This is a genomic window from Stenotrophomonas sp. T8, assembly GCF_051853085.1.
Classification (GTDB): Bacteria; Pseudomonadota; Gammaproteobacteria; order Xanthomonadales; family Xanthomonadaceae; genus Stenotrophomonas; species Stenotrophomonas sepilia.
Genome location: NZ_CP195329.1, coordinates 2,204,458 through 2,219,873 on the forward strand (window position 1 = coordinate 2,204,458; position 15,416 = coordinate 2,219,873).

Annotated in this window: 15 protein-coding genes; 8 read left to right on the top strand and 7 right to left on the bottom strand. The window is 66.1% G+C overall.

Features of this window, described 5'->3' with window-relative positions; all coding sequences use genetic code 11:
• Window positions 1-74 precede the first annotated feature (74 nt).
• From ACSDHM_RS10355 to ACSDHM_RS10365, 3 genes are read left to right on the top strand one after another with little or no spacing between them, the layout of a single operon-like run.
• Complete coding sequence (locus ACSDHM_RS10355) at window positions 75-704, top strand: superoxide dismutase (protein WP_439426960.1); 630 nt, start codon at window positions 75-77, stop codon at window positions 702-704.
• The gene (locus tag ACSDHM_RS10360; RefSeq protein ID WP_439426961.1) at window positions 701-1,279 is read left to right on the top strand and encodes a flavin reductase family protein; all 579 of its coding nucleotides are present in this window, start codon (window positions 701-703) and stop codon (window positions 1,277-1,279) included. Before ACSDHM_RS10355 ends, ACSDHM_RS10360 begins: the two co-directional genes overlap by 4 nt.
• Entirely contained in the window at window positions 1,276-1,611 is a 336-nt protein-coding gene (locus ACSDHM_RS10365; RefSeq protein WP_072167526.1) for a tetratricopeptide repeat protein, read from the top strand. The genes ACSDHM_RS10360 and ACSDHM_RS10365 overlap by 4 nt, the downstream gene beginning before the upstream one ends.
• A gap of 5 nt (window positions 1,612-1,616) precedes the next feature.
• Here the strand turns inward: ACSDHM_RS10365 and ACSDHM_RS10370 are convergent, their stop codons facing one another.
• On the bottom strand, window positions 1,617-2,765 hold the full coding sequence (locus ACSDHM_RS10370; protein WP_072167525.1) for a fatty acid desaturase family protein: 1,149 nt from the start codon (window positions 2,763-2,765) through the stop codon (window positions 1,617-1,619).
• An 11-nt stretch (window positions 2,766-2,776) separates the two neighbouring features.
• Window positions 2,777-3,847, bottom strand: coding sequence for a ferredoxin reductase (locus ACSDHM_RS10375; RefSeq protein ID WP_439426962.1), 1,071 nt, complete (start codon window positions 3,845-3,847; stop codon window positions 2,777-2,779).
• Between the two features lie 92 nt (window positions 3,848-3,939).
• On the opposite strand from ACSDHM_RS10375, the gene fabR reads away from it, so the two are divergent.
• The 3 genes from fabR (at window position 3,940) to ACSDHM_RS10390 (ending at window position 7,571) form a co-directional block, all read left to right on the top strand.
• Complete coding sequence (fabR, locus tag ACSDHM_RS10380; RefSeq protein ID WP_005416927.1) at window positions 3,940-4,596, top strand: HTH-type transcriptional repressor FabR; 657 nt, start codon at window positions 3,940-3,942, stop codon at window positions 4,594-4,596.
• Window positions 4,597-4,873: 277 nt separating this feature from the next.
• A complete protein-coding gene (locus ACSDHM_RS10385) occupies window positions 4,874-7,033 on the top strand; it encodes a TonB-dependent receptor plug domain-containing protein (RefSeq protein WP_072167523.1) in 2,160 nt (719 codons plus the stop codon).
• A complete protein-coding gene (locus tag ACSDHM_RS10390) occupies window positions 7,023-7,571 on the top strand; it encodes a thioredoxin-like domain-containing protein (RefSeq protein ID WP_151355061.1) in 549 nt (182 codons plus the stop codon). The genes ACSDHM_RS10385 and ACSDHM_RS10390 overlap by 11 nt, the downstream gene beginning before the upstream one ends.
• 78 nt (window positions 7,572-7,649) lie before the next feature.
• Here the strand turns inward: ACSDHM_RS10390 and mntR are convergent, their stop codons facing one another.
• The gene (mntR, locus tag ACSDHM_RS10395) at window positions 7,650-8,114 is read right to left on the bottom strand and encodes a manganese-binding transcriptional regulator MntR (protein WP_005416934.1); all 465 of its coding nucleotides are present in this window, start codon (window positions 8,112-8,114) and stop codon (window positions 7,650-7,652) included.
• A gap of 116 nt (window positions 8,115-8,230) precedes the next feature.
• Between mntR and ACSDHM_RS10400 the strand changes: the two genes are divergently transcribed.
• Entirely contained in the window at window positions 8,231-9,562 is a 1,332-nt protein-coding gene (locus ACSDHM_RS10400) for an Nramp family divalent metal transporter (protein WP_061479854.1), read from the top strand.
• A gap of 117 nt (window positions 9,563-9,679) precedes the next feature.
• Here ACSDHM_RS10400 and ACSDHM_RS10405 read toward each other — a convergent pair whose 3' ends face one another.
• The 4 genes from ACSDHM_RS10405 to ACSDHM_RS10420 form a co-directional block, all read right to left on the bottom strand.
• Window positions 9,680-10,006 carry a thioredoxin family protein gene (locus tag ACSDHM_RS10405; protein WP_005409967.1) on the bottom strand — a complete coding sequence of 109 codons (327 nt, stop codon included), beginning with the start codon at window positions 10,004-10,006 and terminating at the stop codon, window positions 9,680-9,682.
• A complete protein-coding gene (locus ACSDHM_RS10410; RefSeq protein WP_088496849.1) occupies window positions 9,978-10,445 on the bottom strand; it encodes a flavodoxin in 468 nt (155 codons plus the stop codon). The genes ACSDHM_RS10405 and ACSDHM_RS10410 overlap by 29 nt, the downstream gene beginning before the upstream one ends.
• 25 nt (window positions 10,446-10,470) lie before the next feature.
• Window positions 10,471-11,511: a ribonucleotide-diphosphate reductase subunit beta gene (locus tag ACSDHM_RS10415; RefSeq protein ID WP_061479853.1), complete on the bottom strand. Its 1,041-nt coding sequence runs from the start codon at window positions 11,509-11,511 to the stop codon at window positions 10,471-10,473.
• A gap of 70 nt (window positions 11,512-11,581) precedes the next feature.
• Window positions 11,582-13,945, bottom strand: coding sequence for a ribonucleoside-diphosphate reductase subunit alpha (locus ACSDHM_RS10420; protein ID WP_088496851.1), 2,364 nt, complete (start codon window positions 13,943-13,945; stop codon window positions 11,582-11,584).
• A gap of 431 nt (window positions 13,946-14,376) precedes the next feature.
• Between ACSDHM_RS10420 and ACSDHM_RS10425 the strand changes: the two genes are divergently transcribed.
• Window positions 14,377-15,354: a zinc-binding dehydrogenase gene (locus ACSDHM_RS10425; protein ID WP_111200606.1), complete on the top strand. Its 978-nt coding sequence runs from the start codon at window positions 14,377-14,379 to the stop codon at window positions 15,352-15,354.
• Window positions 15,355-15,416 lie beyond the last annotated feature (62 nt).

The following is a 15,416-nucleotide window of genomic DNA, read 5'->3' on the forward strand; positions in this document are numbered from 1 at the left end:
TCAACCAATGTTGAGGTGCGATAACGATCTCCCCACGGCCAGCCCCTCTGGCCTTCCCCACGGAGATTGCTTCGATGTCGTACTCGCTTCCCCCGCTCCCCTACGCCTACGACGCCCTCGAGCCGCACTTCGATGCGCGCACGATGGAGATCCACCACAGCAAGCACCACCAGACCTACGTCAACAACCTCAATGCCGCCATCGAGCAGGCCGGCATCGCCGAGCAACCGGTCGAGGCGCTGATCGCCAACCTCGATGCCGTGCCCGAGGCGCAGCGTGGCGCGGTGCGCAACAACGGCGGTGGCCACGCCAACCACAGCCTGTTCTGGACCGTGCTCAGCCCCAGCGGTGGTGCACCCGATGATGAACTGGCCGCCGCCATCGACCGTGACCTTGGCGGCTTCGATGCGTTCAAGGATGCCTTCAGCAAGGCCGCGCAGACCCGCTTCGGCAGTGGCTGGGCCTGGCTGACCAGCGATCGCGATGGCCGCCTGCAGGTGGAAAGCAGCGCCAACCAGGACAGCCCGCTGATGGGTGCAGCCGTCGGCCTGTCCGGCAACACCCCGATCCTGGCACTGGATGTCTGGGAACACGCCTACTACCTGCACTACCAGAACCGTCGCCCGGACTACATTGGCGCGTTCTTCAACATCATCAACTGGGCCGAGGTCGGCCGGCGCTCCCGCCAGGCCCGGGCCTCATGAGCGGCGAGACACTGCCCTACGCCGGGCCGTGGGCGGGGGTGTTCCCCGCCCCGGCCCCGGTGCCATCGGTCGAGATGCCGCCGCGTGCCCTGCGGCGGCTGCTCGGCCATTTCCCGACCGGCGTGGTCATCGTCTGCGCGCGCGATGCACAGGGCAAGCCGGTCGGCCTGACCATCAACTCGTTCGTACCGGTCTCACTGCAGCCCCCTTTGGTGCTGTGGAACCTGGCGTTGCACGCTCAGAGCCTGTCCACCTTCCAGCGTGCCACACGCTTTGCGCTCAGCGTGCTGGCGGCCGACCAGGAAGCACTGGCCCGGCGCTTCGCCGATCCGCAGGTCCGCAACCGCTTCGACGGCCTGGCATTGCTGGATGACGACGAGGACGCCCCACCCCGCATCACCGGTGCGGTCGCCCATCTCACCTGTACCCGCCACGCGCAGTGGCCGGTAGGCGATCACCTGCTGCTGGCCGGCCGCATCATCGAAGTGCAGGAGAATGGCGGCGCGCCGCTGCTGTTCCATCGCGGCCGCTTCCAGCCCGGCCCGGCCGAACTGCTGGTGGAGGTGCGCGGATGAACATCGAAGCTCTGGAATGCATGCTTGCCGCAGGCAAGGACGGCGCGCTGCTGCGCTTCGGCCTGGGCAAGGGCTGGCTGGATGCCGGCAACCCGGTACGCGCGGCAACCCACCTGGGCCGCTGCGTGGTGCTTGATCCGCATTACTCGGCAGCCTGGAAGCTGCTGGGCAAAGCCTGGCTGGCCAGTGGCCAGCCACAGGCGGCCCGTGAGGCATGGCAGCGCGGCTTGAGCGTGGCCGGCAGCAAGGGCGACCAGCAGGCGCGCAAGGAAATGCAGGTGTTCCTGCGACGCCTGGACCGCGAGCAGGCCGCCCTGGCGAAGGCGGGCTGAGTCGATCAGCCCGCGTTGGCCGATGCCGGTGCGGACATGATGTCCGGCATCGGCAGGCGGCGCGGCTTGCTCGGGAATGCGTGGCGCAGGATGCGCCAGACCACCTGGCCGAACTGGCGCGGCAGCGAGCCGTTGTTGTAGTGCTGGCCGTAGCGGCGGCAGATGTCCTTCACTTCCTTGGCGATGGCCGCATAGCGGTTGGCCGGCAGATCCGGGTAGAAATGGTGCTCGATCTGGTGGCTGAGGTTGCCCGACAGCACGTTGATCAGGAAGCCGCCGCTGATGTTGGACGAACCGCGCAGCTGGCGCAGGTACCAGTGGCCGCGCGACTCATTGCGCAGGCACTCCTTGGGGAAGGTTTCCGATTCGGCGGTGAAGTGCCCGCAGAAGATGATCACGTAGGTCCAGATGTTGCGCAGGCCGTTGGCAACCAGGTTGCCCAGCATCACGGTGAGGAAGAACGGACCCGCCAGCAGCGGGAAGAACACGTAGTCCTTCAGCACCTGGCGGGCCATTTTCCGCGCCACCGGGCGGGTCTGCATCCACATCGCACGGCCGCTGATGCGGCCCTTCAGCCAGCGGCCAAGGCGCAGGTCCTGCGCAGCCACGCCCCACTGGAACAGCAGTGCGAAGATCGGCGCGATGATCGGCTGCAGCAGGTAGAACGGCTTCCAGCGCTGTTCCGGGAAGATCCGCAGCAGGCCATAGCCGATGTCATCGTCCATGCCTCGCACGTTGGTGTAGGTGTGGTGGCGGAAATTGTGGGTCTTGCGCCAGTTGTCGGCGGTGGCAACGATGTCCCACTCGTAGGTGTTGCCATTGAGCTTGGGATCACCGGTCCAGTCGAACTGGCCGTGCATCACGTTGTGGCCCAGCTCCATGTTCTCCAGGATCTTCGACAGCGCCAGCAGCAGCGTGCCGGTGATCGCGGCCGGCCACAGCAGCGGCATCCAGAACAGCGGCGAAAATGCCGCCAGGAACAGCAGGCCACGGCCACCCACGCCGAACCAGCGCACGGCGGCGGCCACGCGGCGGATGTAGCGGGTATCGGAGGCGCCGAGGCTGCCGATCACACGGTCGCGGATCGCGTCGAGTTCCTCACCGAAGGCATGCATCTCGGCAGTACTCAGGGCACGGTCGGTGGCGCGGGTCATGGCAGGCGTCCTCAGAGATCCAGGGTCAGGTCGGTGGTCGGTGCGCTCACGCAGATCCGTACCGGCTGTGCCGATTCGGACTGCAGGTCGCCGGTGCGCAGGTGGCGGGTGGCGCCACTGACGCGGTCACAGCTGCAGGTGTTGCAGATGCCCATGCGGCAGCCATGCTTGGGCTTGATGCCATGGGCTTCGAGGCTTTCCAGCAACGAGCGGCCGCGCGGCACGCTCAGCTGGCGGCCACTGCGGGCAAGGGTCAGCGACACTTCGCCTTTGCTGCTGGCGTCACGCAACGGCGCCGGCGGAGTGAATGCTTCCGCCTGGAAACCCGCAACCTGGTGCGCCAGGCGTTCGCGCGCAGCGGCAACGAATCCATCCGGGCCACAGGCCAGTACGTGGCGCTGCGCCAACGGGGTGTCATCGCCGGCCACCTGCAGATCGTGGGTATCGATGCGTGCGGCAGGCACATCACCTTCGCGGGTGGTCAGCAGGTGCACACGCAGGTTCGGCTGGCGCGCGGCCAGTGCCTGCAGCTCATCGCGGAACTGCAGCTGGGCGGCACTGCGCTCCCAGTAGAACAGGTCCACCGGCGCGGCCAGCGGGCGCTGGCAGGCTTCGCGCAGCAGGCTGCGCATCGGCGTGATGCCACTACCGGCCGCCAGCAGCAATACCGGAGCCGCGGCCGGCAGCTGGAATTCTCCGAACGCAGCCTCCAGGCGGAACAGCTCGCCCGGCTGCGCATGGTTGACCAGATGCTGGCTGACCCGGCCGCCCTCGACCGCCTTGACGGTGATCGCCAGTTCGCGCGGTCCCAGCGCAGTGGGGCTGTAGCTGCGCTGCCACAGGCGTCCTTCAATCTCCACGCCCAGGGTGACGTGCTGGCCCGCGCGCATGCCGGCCCAGTGCCGGTTGGTGCGCAGGACCAGGGTCGCCGCGCCCTCGCCGGCCGGCTCGCGCCGGACCAGGCGGGCCACCGGCTCACGCAGGGTCCACAGGGGATTGAGCTGGCCCGCCCAGAAATCGAACAGCGACGGCGAGACCCAGCGGTACGGAGAGAACAGGGATGGACGGACGACAGCGCTCATACGCGCACTATACGGGCGCACATACATCTGTGTATACATGTGTATATTGAACCGGATTGGGTATGATTCAGCCTCGCCCCACCGGAACCGCCATGGCCGCCGCCACCGTCTTGTCGACGCCTGAAGATGCCAACAGCCCGGCCCGCCGTACGGTGAGCCGCGAGGATCTGCTGGCCGCCGCCCTGAAACTGATCGGGCCGCACCGCAGCCTGTCCACGCTCAGCCTGCGCGAAGTGGCACGTGAGGCCGGCATCGCGCCGAACAGCTTCTACCGGCAGTTCCGCGACATGGACGAACTGGCCGTAGCGCTGATCGACGCGGCCGGCCGCTCGCTGCGCACCATCATCGGCGAGGCGCGCCAGCGTGCCACCTCCACCGCCACCAGCGTGGTGCGGGTCTCGGTGGAGACCTTCATGGAACAGCTGCGCGCCGACGACAAGCTGCTGCACGTGCTGTTGCGCGAAGGCGCGGTCGGCTCGGACGACTTCAAGCACGCAGTCGAACGCGAGCTGCATTATTTCGAGGAAGAGCTGCAGCACGACCTGGTGCGCCTGGCCGCACTGGATGGCGCCGTACTGCATGCCCCCGAACTGGTGGCCAAGGCCATCACCCGGCTGGTGTTCGCGATGGGTGCCACCGCCATGGACCTGCCTCCGGAGAAGGATCCGGAGCTGGTCGAACAGATCTCCACGATGATCCGCATGATCATCGTCGGCGCCCGCACGCCCGCCGCATTCCGCCGCGGCTGACGATCCGCTCCCGGGGCAGATCCCTTTCCAAAGGAAAGGGCTCTGACCCCGTCCCCACTGCCCCCACGACTATTCCATCCTCCGCCTATGACCAGCGGCAGGGTGGTCGCTGTCAGTTGTAATGTTATAACACCTTCATGATCTGACTCGACCGGCGCTCCACCCGAAATTGCTGCGGCTTCGTTATATAGCACTTGCTATATTCATAAGTCATTGCTTTCATATGCGTCAGCCAGGTCGCCCTCGCCGCCTTTCTTCCCACAAGGACGACGCCCTCATGCGCTCTATCCCCCACCGCTTCCGACGGTTGCCGCTGGCCGCCGCCATTGCACTGACCCTGCCGCTGCCTGCACTGGCCGACACTCCGAAACCGACCGAACTGGACCGTGTGCAGGTCAAGGTCAGCACCGCCACGCGCAGCGAACGCCTGTTGTCGGACGTGCCGATCCGCACCGAAGTGCTGCGCAAGGAAGACATTGCGCTGCGCGCGGCCACCGACTTCTCGCGCGCCGCCGAGTTGATCAACGGCCTGCGCGTGGAGAGCAACTGCCAGAACTGCAACACCAGCGAAGTACAGCTGCTGGGCCTGCCCGGCGCCTACAACCAGCTCCTGTTCGATGGCATTCCGCTGCTGTCCACGCTGGGCAGCGTGTACGGTCTGGAGCAGATCCCGGCCGGGTTCGTCGACCGCATCGAAGTGGTCAAGGGCGGCGGCTCGGCGCTGTACGGACCGGGCGCAGTTGCCGGTGTGATCAACCTGATTCCGCCGCTGCCGGCGCGCAGCGGTGGCCACGTGCAGGCCGGCGTGGATGTGCTGAAGGGTACGCCGCAGAAGAACGCCGACGTTCGACTGGACCTGGTCGCCAAGGACGCAGACGCCGGCCTGTCGGTGATTGCCCAGCGCAACTGGAACAGCGGCATCGACTACAACGGTGACGGCTACACCGAGATCACCCGCAAGAACCTCAAGGTCGGCGGGCTGCAGGCCTGGTACGCGCCCACGCCGGGCACGCGGCTGCGCCTGGACCTGCAGGTGACCGATGAAACCCGCCGCGGCGGCAACCGCCTGGACCAGCCAGAGTACCTGGCCAACATCGCCGAATCGCTGGATACGAAATACCGCCGCGGCAGCGTGTCGTGGGACCAGGAGATCACTGCCGACGTCGATTTCCGCCTGGCCTATGCCTTCGCCGACATCGACCGCGACAGCTTTTATGGTGGCCTGGGCGACGTGGTCACCGATCCCTCGGCGCCCGGCTATGACCCGTTGCAGCTGGACCGCAACGTGGCCGGCAGCGCGGCCTCGCGTTCGTGGCGCCAGTACGGCCGCACCCACAACCCGCTGCACTACATCGACAGCCAGTTGAACTGGCGCCGCGGCGCGCATGCGCTGGCCTTCGGTGTGCAGTACAAGCACGAGGCGCTGCGCGACGACAACCGCACCGGTGACGGGCAGCGTCTCGCGGTGCTGGAGGATGCGACCTTCCACAACCTGGGCGCCTTCATCCAGGACGAGTGGAGCCTGCGCGACAACGTCGACCTGGTACTGGGCGCACGCGTGGACAAGAGCTCGGAGCTGGACAGCGCGGTGTTCTCGCCGCGCATCGCGCTGGCCTGGCAGGCCACTCCGAACCTGAAATGGCGGGCGGGCGTCGCCACCGGTTTCCGTGCACCGGAGATTTTCGTCGAGGACGTACATGTCGATACCCTCGGTGGCGAGCAGGTGCGCGTGCGCAACACCGATGGCCTGAAAGAGGAACGCGCGTTGACCACCCTGTTCGGCTTCGACTGGCGTTCGGACCCGGCCAATCCGGTGTGGAGCTGGGATGCCACCGCCTCCCATGCACGCATCCGCGACACCTTCGCGCTGGGCGAGATCCAGCGCGGCGATGACGGCCAGCTGAGCCAGCTGCGCTACAACGCCTCCGGCTCGAACGTGCTGGGTGCGGAAACCAACCTCGGCTGGCAGCCGTCGCCGCAATGGCGCCTGACCGCCGGTGCCTCGTGGTACCGCTCGCGCTTCCGCGAACCGCAGCGCATCTTCGACGACACTGGCGACGGTGGCGATACCATCATCGAAAGCCGCGACTACCTGAAGACACCACGCTGGACCGGCCTGGCGCAGCTCAGCTGGATGCCTGCCGAACCGTGGGAAACCTTCGTCGCGCTGCGCCATACCGGGCCGATGTCGGTGCTGAACAACCGGCTGGGCGAGCTGCACCGCACGCGGTCATTCCTGGTCACCGACCTCGGAGCGCGCTGGCACCGCCATCTGGGCACGCAGGCGCAGCAGGAAGTGTCGGTGGCCGCGGGCGTCAAGAACGTGTTCGATCAGCGCCAGAAAGATCTGGAAGTGGGCGCGCTGCGTGACAGCGACTATGTCTACGGGCCGCGCTTTGCACGTTCGTGGTACGTCAACCTGCGCTATGCGTTCTGAAGCTCTGCGAGCGTTGGTGCTGGCCTGTGCCGTGCTGCTGGCCGCACCGGCGATGGCTGCGGACCTGCACGCGCAGGTTTCGGCCTCGCTGATGCGGCCGGAGCAGCGATCGCTACGGCCGATGCAGTGGTCGTCGCCGCCGAAACTGGTGGCGCTGTACTTCGGCGCCGACTGGTGTGCACCGTGCCATGCCTTCGTACCCACGCTGCGCAGCGTGCGTGATGCCCTGCGCCAAGCCGGCGCCGATACCGAAGTGGTGTACGTCAGCCAGGATGAGAGCGAGAGCGCGCTTCGCCGCTACATGCACGCGCAGGACATGCCGTGGCCGGTGCTGGACCCGCGCCGCGCCGCGCGCATGCCGGCACTGCAGGCATTGGCCGGATTGGCACCACCGAACCTGGTGCTGATCGATGCGGATGGGAAGGTGCTGGCCAACGGATGGCAGGGCCGGCGCTATGAAGGCCTGCAGCCGGTGTTGAAGGAATGGACGAGACTCGCGTGCGCGCAGCAGCAGGCGCGCTGCCCGCCTGGATTGTAGATCCACGCCATGCGTGGATGCTCCCTGTCATCGCGCGAACAGCAGCCGAGCATGGCTCGGCTCTACAGGAAACGTGGCTCAGCCGCCCTCGGCCCTGCGCACGAATGCCTCGAACAGAGCCAGTGTCTGTTCGCTGACATGGTGCTCGATGCCCTCCGCATCGCGCCGCGCGGTATCTGCGTCCACCCCCAGCGCCAGCAGGAAACGCTCCACGGTCTGGTGGCGTTGGCGGCTGGCATGGGCCAGCGCCTCACCTTCCGGGGTCAGGAACACGCCACGGTACGGCCGCTGCACCACCCAACCATCACGGGCCAGGCGCCGCAGCATCTTCGCCACCGTAGGCTGGGCCACGCCCAGACGCGTCGCGATGTCGACCTGGCGGGCCTCGCCGCCGTCGGCCAGCAGGTCCGAGATCAGCTCGACATAGTCCTCCACCAGCTCCATCCGGTGCGCCTCGCGCACTTGCCGGAAGCTCTCGACCTGGCGCTCGGCCTCGATCAAGGGGGTGCTCTTCAGCGATGTCGAATCGTCGGTCTTGCCCACGCCTGCGCCTGTCCTTCCGGGGTGATCCGGTGTTGAACCTGAATTCTGGACCAGTAAAGCGATAAAGACGATTGTTTCACATTGCTAATGACTATAGCAGGAGCTATATTCGGGCCATGAACACCCTGGCGCCCCGCGACCCTTCGGCCTCCACTCCGGCCAGCCTGGGCGCGCTCAACGCCTCGGTGGCGGTACCCGACAAGGGTCACTGGTGGTTCCGCCTGCTGGCCTTCCTCGGCCCGGGCTACATGATCTCGGTCGGCTACATGGACCCGGGCAACTGGGCCACCGACCTCGCCGGTGGTTCGCGCTTCGGCTACCTGCTGCTGTCGGTCATCCTCATTTCCAACCTGATGGCGGTGATCCTGCAGGCGCTGTCGGCACGGCTCGGCATCGCCACCGGCATGGACCTCGCGCAGGCCTGCCGCGCCCGCTACCCGAAGCCGGTGAACCTGGCACTTTGGGCGCTGTGCGAGGCGGCGATCATCGCCTGCGACCTGGCCGAGGTGATCGGCACCGCGATCGCACTGAAACTGCTGTTCGACCTGCCACTGCTCTGGGGTGCGGTGATCACTGCGCTGGATACGCTGCTGGTTCTGCTGCTGATGAACCGCGGCTTCCGTGCGCTCGAAGCCTTCGTGATCGCGCTGCTGATGGTGATCTTCGCCTGCTTCGTGGTGCAGATCGCGATGGCTGCCCCGCCAGTGATGGCGGTGCTGGGCGGATTCATTCCGCGCGCACAGGTAGTGACCGATCCGAACGCGCTGTACATTGCGATCGGCATCATCGGTGCCACGGTGATGCCGCATAACCTGTACCTGCATTCGTCCATCGTGCAGACCCGCGCCTACCCGCGCACGGATGAAGGCCGCCGCAGCGCGCTGCGCTGGGCGGTCACCGACAGCACCCTCGCGTTGACACTCGCATTGTTCATCAACGCCAGCATCCTGATCCTGGCGGCGGCGGTGTTCCATGCCAATGGCCGATTCGACGTGGAAGACATCGAGCAGGCCCACCAGCTGCTGGCGCCGATGCTGGGCGTGGGTGCGGCGGCGACCTTGTTCGCGGTGGCGCTGCTGGCGTCAGGCCTGAATTCGACAGTCACCGCGACGCTGGCCGGCCAGATCGTGATGGAAGGCTTCCTGCACCTGCGAATGCCGCCATGGCTGCGACGGCTGATCACACGTGCGCTGGCGATCATTCCGGTGGTGGTGGTGATCCTGCTGTTCGGCGATCAGGGCGCGGTGAAGCTGCTGGTGCTGAGCCAGGTGGTGCTGTCGATGCAGCTGCCGTTCGCGATCATTCCGCTGGTGCGGATCGTGACCGACAAGGTGACGATGGGCGCGCTGGTGGCCCCGCGCTGGCTGGGCGCGATCGCCTGGGTGATCGCGCTGGTGATTGTGGTGCTGAATGTGAAGCTGCTGGTGGATACCTTCAGCGGAGCCTGACGCCAAACCACGGACCCTGCCCCGGTAGATCCACGCCATGCGTGGATACCTTGTAGAGTCGAGCCATGCTCGACTCATCGCTCACCGCGCGAACGGCAGCCGAGCATGGGCTCGGCTCTACAAATGCAACGCGATCGCGGCTTCGATCTGCTGCGGCGACTGGAACCCGGCCAGGCGCGTGCGTTCGTCGCCGTCACGGAACAGGGACAGCGTCGGCGTCTGCCGCAGCCCCAGCTCCCTGAAGAACGCCTCACCCAGCACCTCCAGCTGCACGCGCAGCAACGTGGTGCCCTGCCCCGCGACGCTGTTGGCCACCCGGTGCAGCGACATCTCCAGCATCCGGCATCCCGGGCATTGGTCCTTGTGGAAATCCACCAGCACCCGCGGGTGCTCGGCCAGCAGCTGCTGGAACTGCTCAGGCGTGGTGGCGTCGATGATCTGCATCGTGGTTGCTCCAGTAGTGGGCCAGGATCGCATCGGTCCAGGCGTCGATGGCTGCGGCGTGACGCTCGCCATGCGGCATCTGCTCGATCTCGAGCGGCGGATAGTCGCTGCGGAAATAGCGGATCAGCCGGTGCACGGCGCCGCAGTAGTACGCCTGCCCCCACTGCGTTTCGCCGGTACCGAACACCGCCAGCTGGCGTGGCTGCTGACCGCGCTCGGCAATGCCGGCCACCCACGCCTTCATCTCCGCTGGCGTGCGCCCGGCGTTATCGGTCCAGCAGCCCAGCAGCACCAGGTCGGCCTCATCGGCCGCCAGCGGCGGTGCCTGGCGCAGGTCGTCGGCCTCCTGCCAGTGCACCGCATGACCGGCAACGCGGCAGCGCTCGGCAATCTGCCGGCCGAGTTCGCGGGTGTTGCCGCTCAAGGAGGCGACCACCATCAGGATGCTCAGCGCGGCGCCGGGCTCAGAGATCGTCGAAGCCGTTGTCGACGTTGGTCTTCTTGTAACTTGCATTGCGCATCTCGAAGAAGTCGGTCTTGGTCTCGGTGAAGTTGTCGGCGTAGGCCTTGATCCACGGCATCACGTTGTCGGTGGTGTCGCTGTACAGGCGCTCGATCCCGAGCATGCCGGCCATCTTGTTGGCGCGGTACTTCACGTAGCGCACCATCTCGTCCACGTCGATGCCATCGATGCCATCCAGCACCTCCGACGACCACTGCGTCTCAAGCTCGATGGCATGTTCGAATGACTGGTGCACATAGGCGGTCAACTCATTGGTCTGCAGCTCGGGGTTTTCACCGATGATGGCGCGGATCAGCTCGCTGATGAACTTGGTATGGGCCAGCTCGTCGCGATTGATGAAGCTGATGATCTTGCCGGTGCCGTTCATGCGGTTCTGCCGCACCATGTTGTAGAAGTACGCAAACCCAGAATAGAAGTTGATGCCCTCCAGGATCGAGGACTGGATCAACGACTTGAGCAGGGTCTCGGCGGTCTTCTCGCGCATGAAATCGTCATACGCGCCCATGATCGGGGCATTGCGCTTGATGATGGTCGGGTGGGTGCGGGCGATCTCGAAGATCCGGTTCTGGTTCGGCAGGTCGGTGATCGAGGCCAGCACGTAGCTGTAGCTCTCGTTGTGGATCACTTCCTGCTGGCCGATGATCGCCGCGTTGGCGTGCGCGGCCGGATCGGTGATGTACTCGGCCACGTTGTAGATGAAGCGCGTCTGCGGCGAATCGAGCGTGGCCAGCAGGCCGATGATCGAGTCGTAGGCGTTCTTTTCGCGCCCTGACAGCTCTCCGTACTGGCGCGCATCCAGCTTCATGTCCACTTCGTCGGGAATCCAGAAGTTGGTCGACAGCTCCTTGTAGGCCCGATAGAACGACGGGTACGGGATATCGTTCCAGTTGAGGATGCCGCTGGTCTGGCCGTTGATGATGCCGGTGCTGCGGTTGGGATGGCGTGGTTCGAGTATCTTGATGCGATCGAGGGGGGTTGCCATGGTTTATGCCTTCGTTCTCTTTCCTTCGTGTTGCCGGCCAGCGGCCGGCACTACCGTGGGCCGCCGGTGGTCAGCTTGAACACCACTCGCATTCGCTGATGTCGATGTCGTTGGAGCGCACGTAGTAGGTGGTCTTCAGGCCTTCGCGCCAGGCGCTCAGGTGCAACTCCAGCAGCGTGCTGGCGCGGATGGTGCTGGGCACGTACAGGTTGAAGCTGATCGACTGGTCGACATGGCGCTGGCGGCGCGCGTTCTGGCGCACGCTGGCGAACTGGTCGACCTTGTAGGCACCCTTCTCGTAGTACGGCCAGGTCTCCAGCGACAGACCCGGCGCCGCCACCGGCCGCCGGAAGTCCTTCTTTTCCTCGTAATAGAACGCGCTGTAGATCGGGTCGATGGAGGCCGTGGAGCCTGCAATCTGCGCGGTGCTCATGTTCGGCGCAACTGCAAGCAGCCAACCGTTGCGCAGGCCATGCCTGGCGACTTCGCGGGCCAGGCTGTCCCAGGCCGCGCCGCTGTAGCCGCGGTCACGGAAGTAGCGTCCGTTGTGCCAATCGCTGCCGGCGAACATGGGGTAGCTGCCCTTCTCCCGCGCCAGTTGCGCGCTGGCCTGGATGGTCAGGAAGTTGATGCGTTCGTAGAGACGGTCGGCCAATGCTTCGGCATCCGGAGATTCCCACTGGATCGCCTGCTGCGCCAGCAGGTGGTGCCAACCGAACGTGCCCAGGCCGATGGCACGGTACTTGTGGTTGGTGATCGTGGCCTGCGGCACCGGCAACGCGTTGAGGTCGATCACGTTGTCGAGCATGCGCACCTGGATCGGGATCAGGCGCTCCAGCACATCGGTGGCCAGCAGGTCATCAGGTGCACTGATCGCCCGGCCGAGGTTGATCGAGGACAGGTTGCAGACCACGAAGTCACCGGCACGGCGCGTGGTGACGATCTGGTCGCCGCTGACGATCTCCTGGATCATCCGCGTCGGGCTCATGTTCTGCAGGATCTCGGTGCACAGGTTGCTGGAATAGATCATGCCCGCGTGCTTGTTCGGGTTCCTGCGATTGACCTCGTCGCGGTAGAACAGGAACGGGTTGCCGGTTTCCAGCTGGCTGAGCATGATCCGCTTGAACAGATCGATGGCCTTCACCGTGCGGCGGCTGATGCGCTCATCGGCCACCAGCTCGGCATAGCGGTCGCGGAAGCTGCCCGAACCGCGCTTCTCATCGTAGAAGTCCTGCAGGTACCAGCCCTTGGCCTGCTTCACCTCGTGCGGGTCGAACAGGTACCAGTCGGCGCGGCGTTCGACCGCTTCCATGAACAGGTCGGGCACGCACACCGAGGTGAACACATCGTGCGCGCGCAGGCGCTGGTCACCGTTGTTGAGGCGCAGGTCCATGAAGGCTTCGATGTCGCGGTGCCAGATGTCCAGGTACACCGCCACCGCGCCCTTGCGCTGGCCAAGCTGATCAACCGACACCGCCGTGTTGTTGAGCTGCTTGATCCACGGCACCACGCCGCCGGAGGAATTGGCCACGCCGCGGATCGGCGCGCCGCTGCTGCGCACGTAGCCCAGGTAGGCGCCAACACCGCCGCCGTGCTTGGACACGCGCGCGATATCGGTGTTGGAGTCATAGATGCCCTGCAGGCTGTCGTCCACCGTGTCGATGAAGCAGCTGGACAGCTGGCCGCCCACCTTGCCGGCGTTGGCCAGGGTCGGCGTAGCCACCGTCATGTACAGGTTGGACAGCGCCCAGTACGCCTCGCCGACCAGCTGCATGCGGCGTTCGCGCGGCTTTTCCTCCTGCATCAGGTACAGCGCAATGGTCAGCCAGCGCTCCTGCGGCAGCTCATAGACCTCGCGGCTGCGGTCGCTGGCCAGATAGCGCGTGGCCAGCAGGTACAGGCCGTTGTAGGCGAACAGGCGGTCGCGTTCCGGATCGATCATCTCACCGGCCTGCTGCAGCTCTTCCTTGGAATAGCAGCGCAGGATGTCGTTGCTGTAGATGCCACGATCGGCGAGGCTTTCCTGCAGGCCCACGTAGGAGCCGTACTTCAGGCTGACATCGTAGAAGCGGTTGCGGCTGGCACGCTTGTACAGGCGACGCAGGTAGATGCGCGCGGCGAACTGTTCCCACTCGGGCGCGACCAGGTCCACCCGCGATTCCGCCTCGCGGATCAGCAGATCGACCAGGTCATCGGCGCTGATGCTGGGCTTGCGCTCGACCATTGCCTGCACCACGCGGCGGTAGTCGCTCACATCCAGCTGCGGGAACTCGGCATGCACGGCATCGATGCTGCGCTGCAGCCGCTCAGCGTCGAACGGCAGGCGGCGGTTGCCGGCCTCCTTGGTGATCCAGGTCGGCACGCGCTCGCCACCAGCGCGCAAAGCGTCGGCGGCGCCGGCCAGATCGGCCGCGCGGAAGGTACTGTCGGTCATGGTGGTGAAACTCCAGGCTCGCACGCGCTTTGGCGGTCGATGCCATGGCGGCCCTGGACGCGATACCGGCGCACGGGGCAAACGGGTGGATTGCCAGGGTGCGGGAACGGAGGTCGTCGGCATCTGCCTGCGCCTGCGGCCGGTATCCGGGCCGTGGGGGCGACCTGCGTCCGCACGGTGGCGGCCGCGTCGACACGGCAAGCCTTCAGGGGCGGGCCGTGGGACGTTTGCTGCATGTCCGGCGGCGGCGGCTGACCGGGAGTGACGGCCACAACATAGTGGGGATGACTCGAACCGTCAACACAAGATGCGGTAATCACGACATGCCGCGACGATCAGTCGCAGGATGCCGTGTTGCAGCAGCGACGCCTTGTCGACATGCCCTGCGTCCCCAGTTCGGTACAACATCCACTTTCCCCGGAACACCGTCCATGCGCGCTGCCCAGTACTCCTCCTTCGGCAACCCGGCCGACGTCCTCGCCATTGCCGATGCCGCCCTGCCCGAGCCCGGTCCCGGCGAGGTGCGCATCCGCACCGTGCTGGCCTCGATCCACAACCACGACCTGCTGACCGTGCGTGGCCTCTACGGGTACAAGCCGACACTGCCTGCGATCGGTGGCAGTGAAGCACTGGGCGTGGTCGATGCACTCGGCGATGGCGTGGACGGCCTGCAGATCGGCCAGCGGGTTGCCGCCGCCTCGGTGCACGGTACCTGGGCCGAAGCGTTCATTGCACCGGCACGCATGGTGATTCCGATGCCGGAGGCGATCCCGGACGAGATGGCCGCACAGCTGATCGCCATGCCGCTGAGCGCGCTGATGCTGCTGGAGTTCCTGCACGTCGAAGCAGGCCAGTGGATCGTGCAGAACACCGCCAACGGCGCGGTCGGCAAGTCGCTGGCGATGCTGGCAAAGGCGCGTGGCGTGCATGTGGCCAACCTGGTGCGCAACGCCGCTGCCGTGGCGCAGTTGCAGGCGCTGGGCATCGATCATGTGTTCGACACCTCGTTGGACGGGTGGAAGGATCGCGTTCGTGAAGCGACCGGCGAAGCACAGGCGGCGGCCGCCGTGGATTCCATCGGCGGCGACGCCAGCGGTGACCTGGTCGACCTGCTCGGCCACAACGGCACGCTGGTGTCGTTCGGCGTGATGAGCGGCGAACCGATGCGCATCCCGGCCGGCGGCCTGATCTACAAGGAAGCGACGGTGAAGGGCTTCTGGGGCAGCAAGGTCAGCCAGGCGATGGCGGTGGAGGACAAGCGCCGGCTGGTGGGCGAACTGCTGAAGCGTGCTGCTGGCGGCGAGCTGACGCTGCCGGTGGAGCAGATCTTCGCGCTGGACGACATCGCCCAGGCAGCGAAGGTCGCAGGAGGCTCGGGCCGCAACGGCAAGGTGCTGCTGCGGCCGTGATGGGCTGGCATTGCCTTCTGTAGAGCCGAGCCATGCTCGGCTGCTTTCCGGTCAGTGTGCGC

Coding starts and splice junctions, on each gene's coding strand:
- ACSDHM_RS10365 (WP_072167526.1), top strand. CDS start 1,276: ATGAACATCGAAGCTCTGGAATGCATGCTTGCCGCAGGCAAGGACGGC.
- fabR (WP_005416927.1), top strand. CDS start 3,940: ATGGCCGCCGCCACCGTCTTGTCGACGCCTGAAGATGCCAACAGCCCG.
- ACSDHM_RS10425 (WP_111200606.1), top strand. CDS start 14,377: ATGCGCGCTGCCCAGTACTCCTCCTTCGGCAACCCGGCCGACGTCCTC.
- ACSDHM_RS10390 (WP_151355061.1), top strand. CDS start 7,023: ATGCGTTCTGAAGCTCTGCGAGCGTTGGTGCTGGCCTGTGCCGTGCTG.
- ACSDHM_RS10385 (WP_072167523.1), top strand. CDS start 4,874: ATGCGCTCTATCCCCCACCGCTTCCGACGGTTGCCGCTGGCCGCCGCC.
- ACSDHM_RS10375 (WP_439426962.1), bottom strand. CDS start 3,847: ATGAGCGCTGTCGTCCGTCCATCCCTGTTCTCTCCGTACCGCTGGGTC.
- ACSDHM_RS10420 (WP_088496851.1), bottom strand. CDS start 13,945: ATGACCGACAGTACCTTCCGCGCGGCCGATCTGGCCGGCGCCGCCGAC.
- ACSDHM_RS10410 (WP_088496849.1), bottom strand. CDS start 10,445: ATGGTGGTCGCCTCCTTGAGCGGCAACACCCGCGAACTCGGCCGGCAG.
- ACSDHM_RS10355 (WP_439426960.1), top strand. CDS start 75: ATGTCGTACTCGCTTCCCCCGCTCCCCTACGCCTACGACGCCCTCGAG.
- ACSDHM_RS10400 (WP_061479854.1), top strand. CDS start 8,231: ATGAACACCCTGGCGCCCCGCGACCCTTCGGCCTCCACTCCGGCCAGC.
- ACSDHM_RS10415 (WP_061479853.1), bottom strand. CDS start 11,511: ATGGCAACCCCCCTCGATCGCATCAAGATACTCGAACCACGCCATCCC.
- ACSDHM_RS10370 (WP_072167525.1), bottom strand. CDS start 2,765: ATGACCCGCGCCACCGACCGTGCCCTGAGTACTGCCGAGATGCATGCC.
- ACSDHM_RS10405 (WP_005409967.1), bottom strand. CDS start 10,006: ATGCAGATCATCGACGCCACCACGCCTGAGCAGTTCCAGCAGCTGCTG.
- ACSDHM_RS10360 (WP_439426961.1), top strand. CDS start 701: ATGAGCGGCGAGACACTGCCCTACGCCGGGCCGTGGGCGGGGGTGTTC.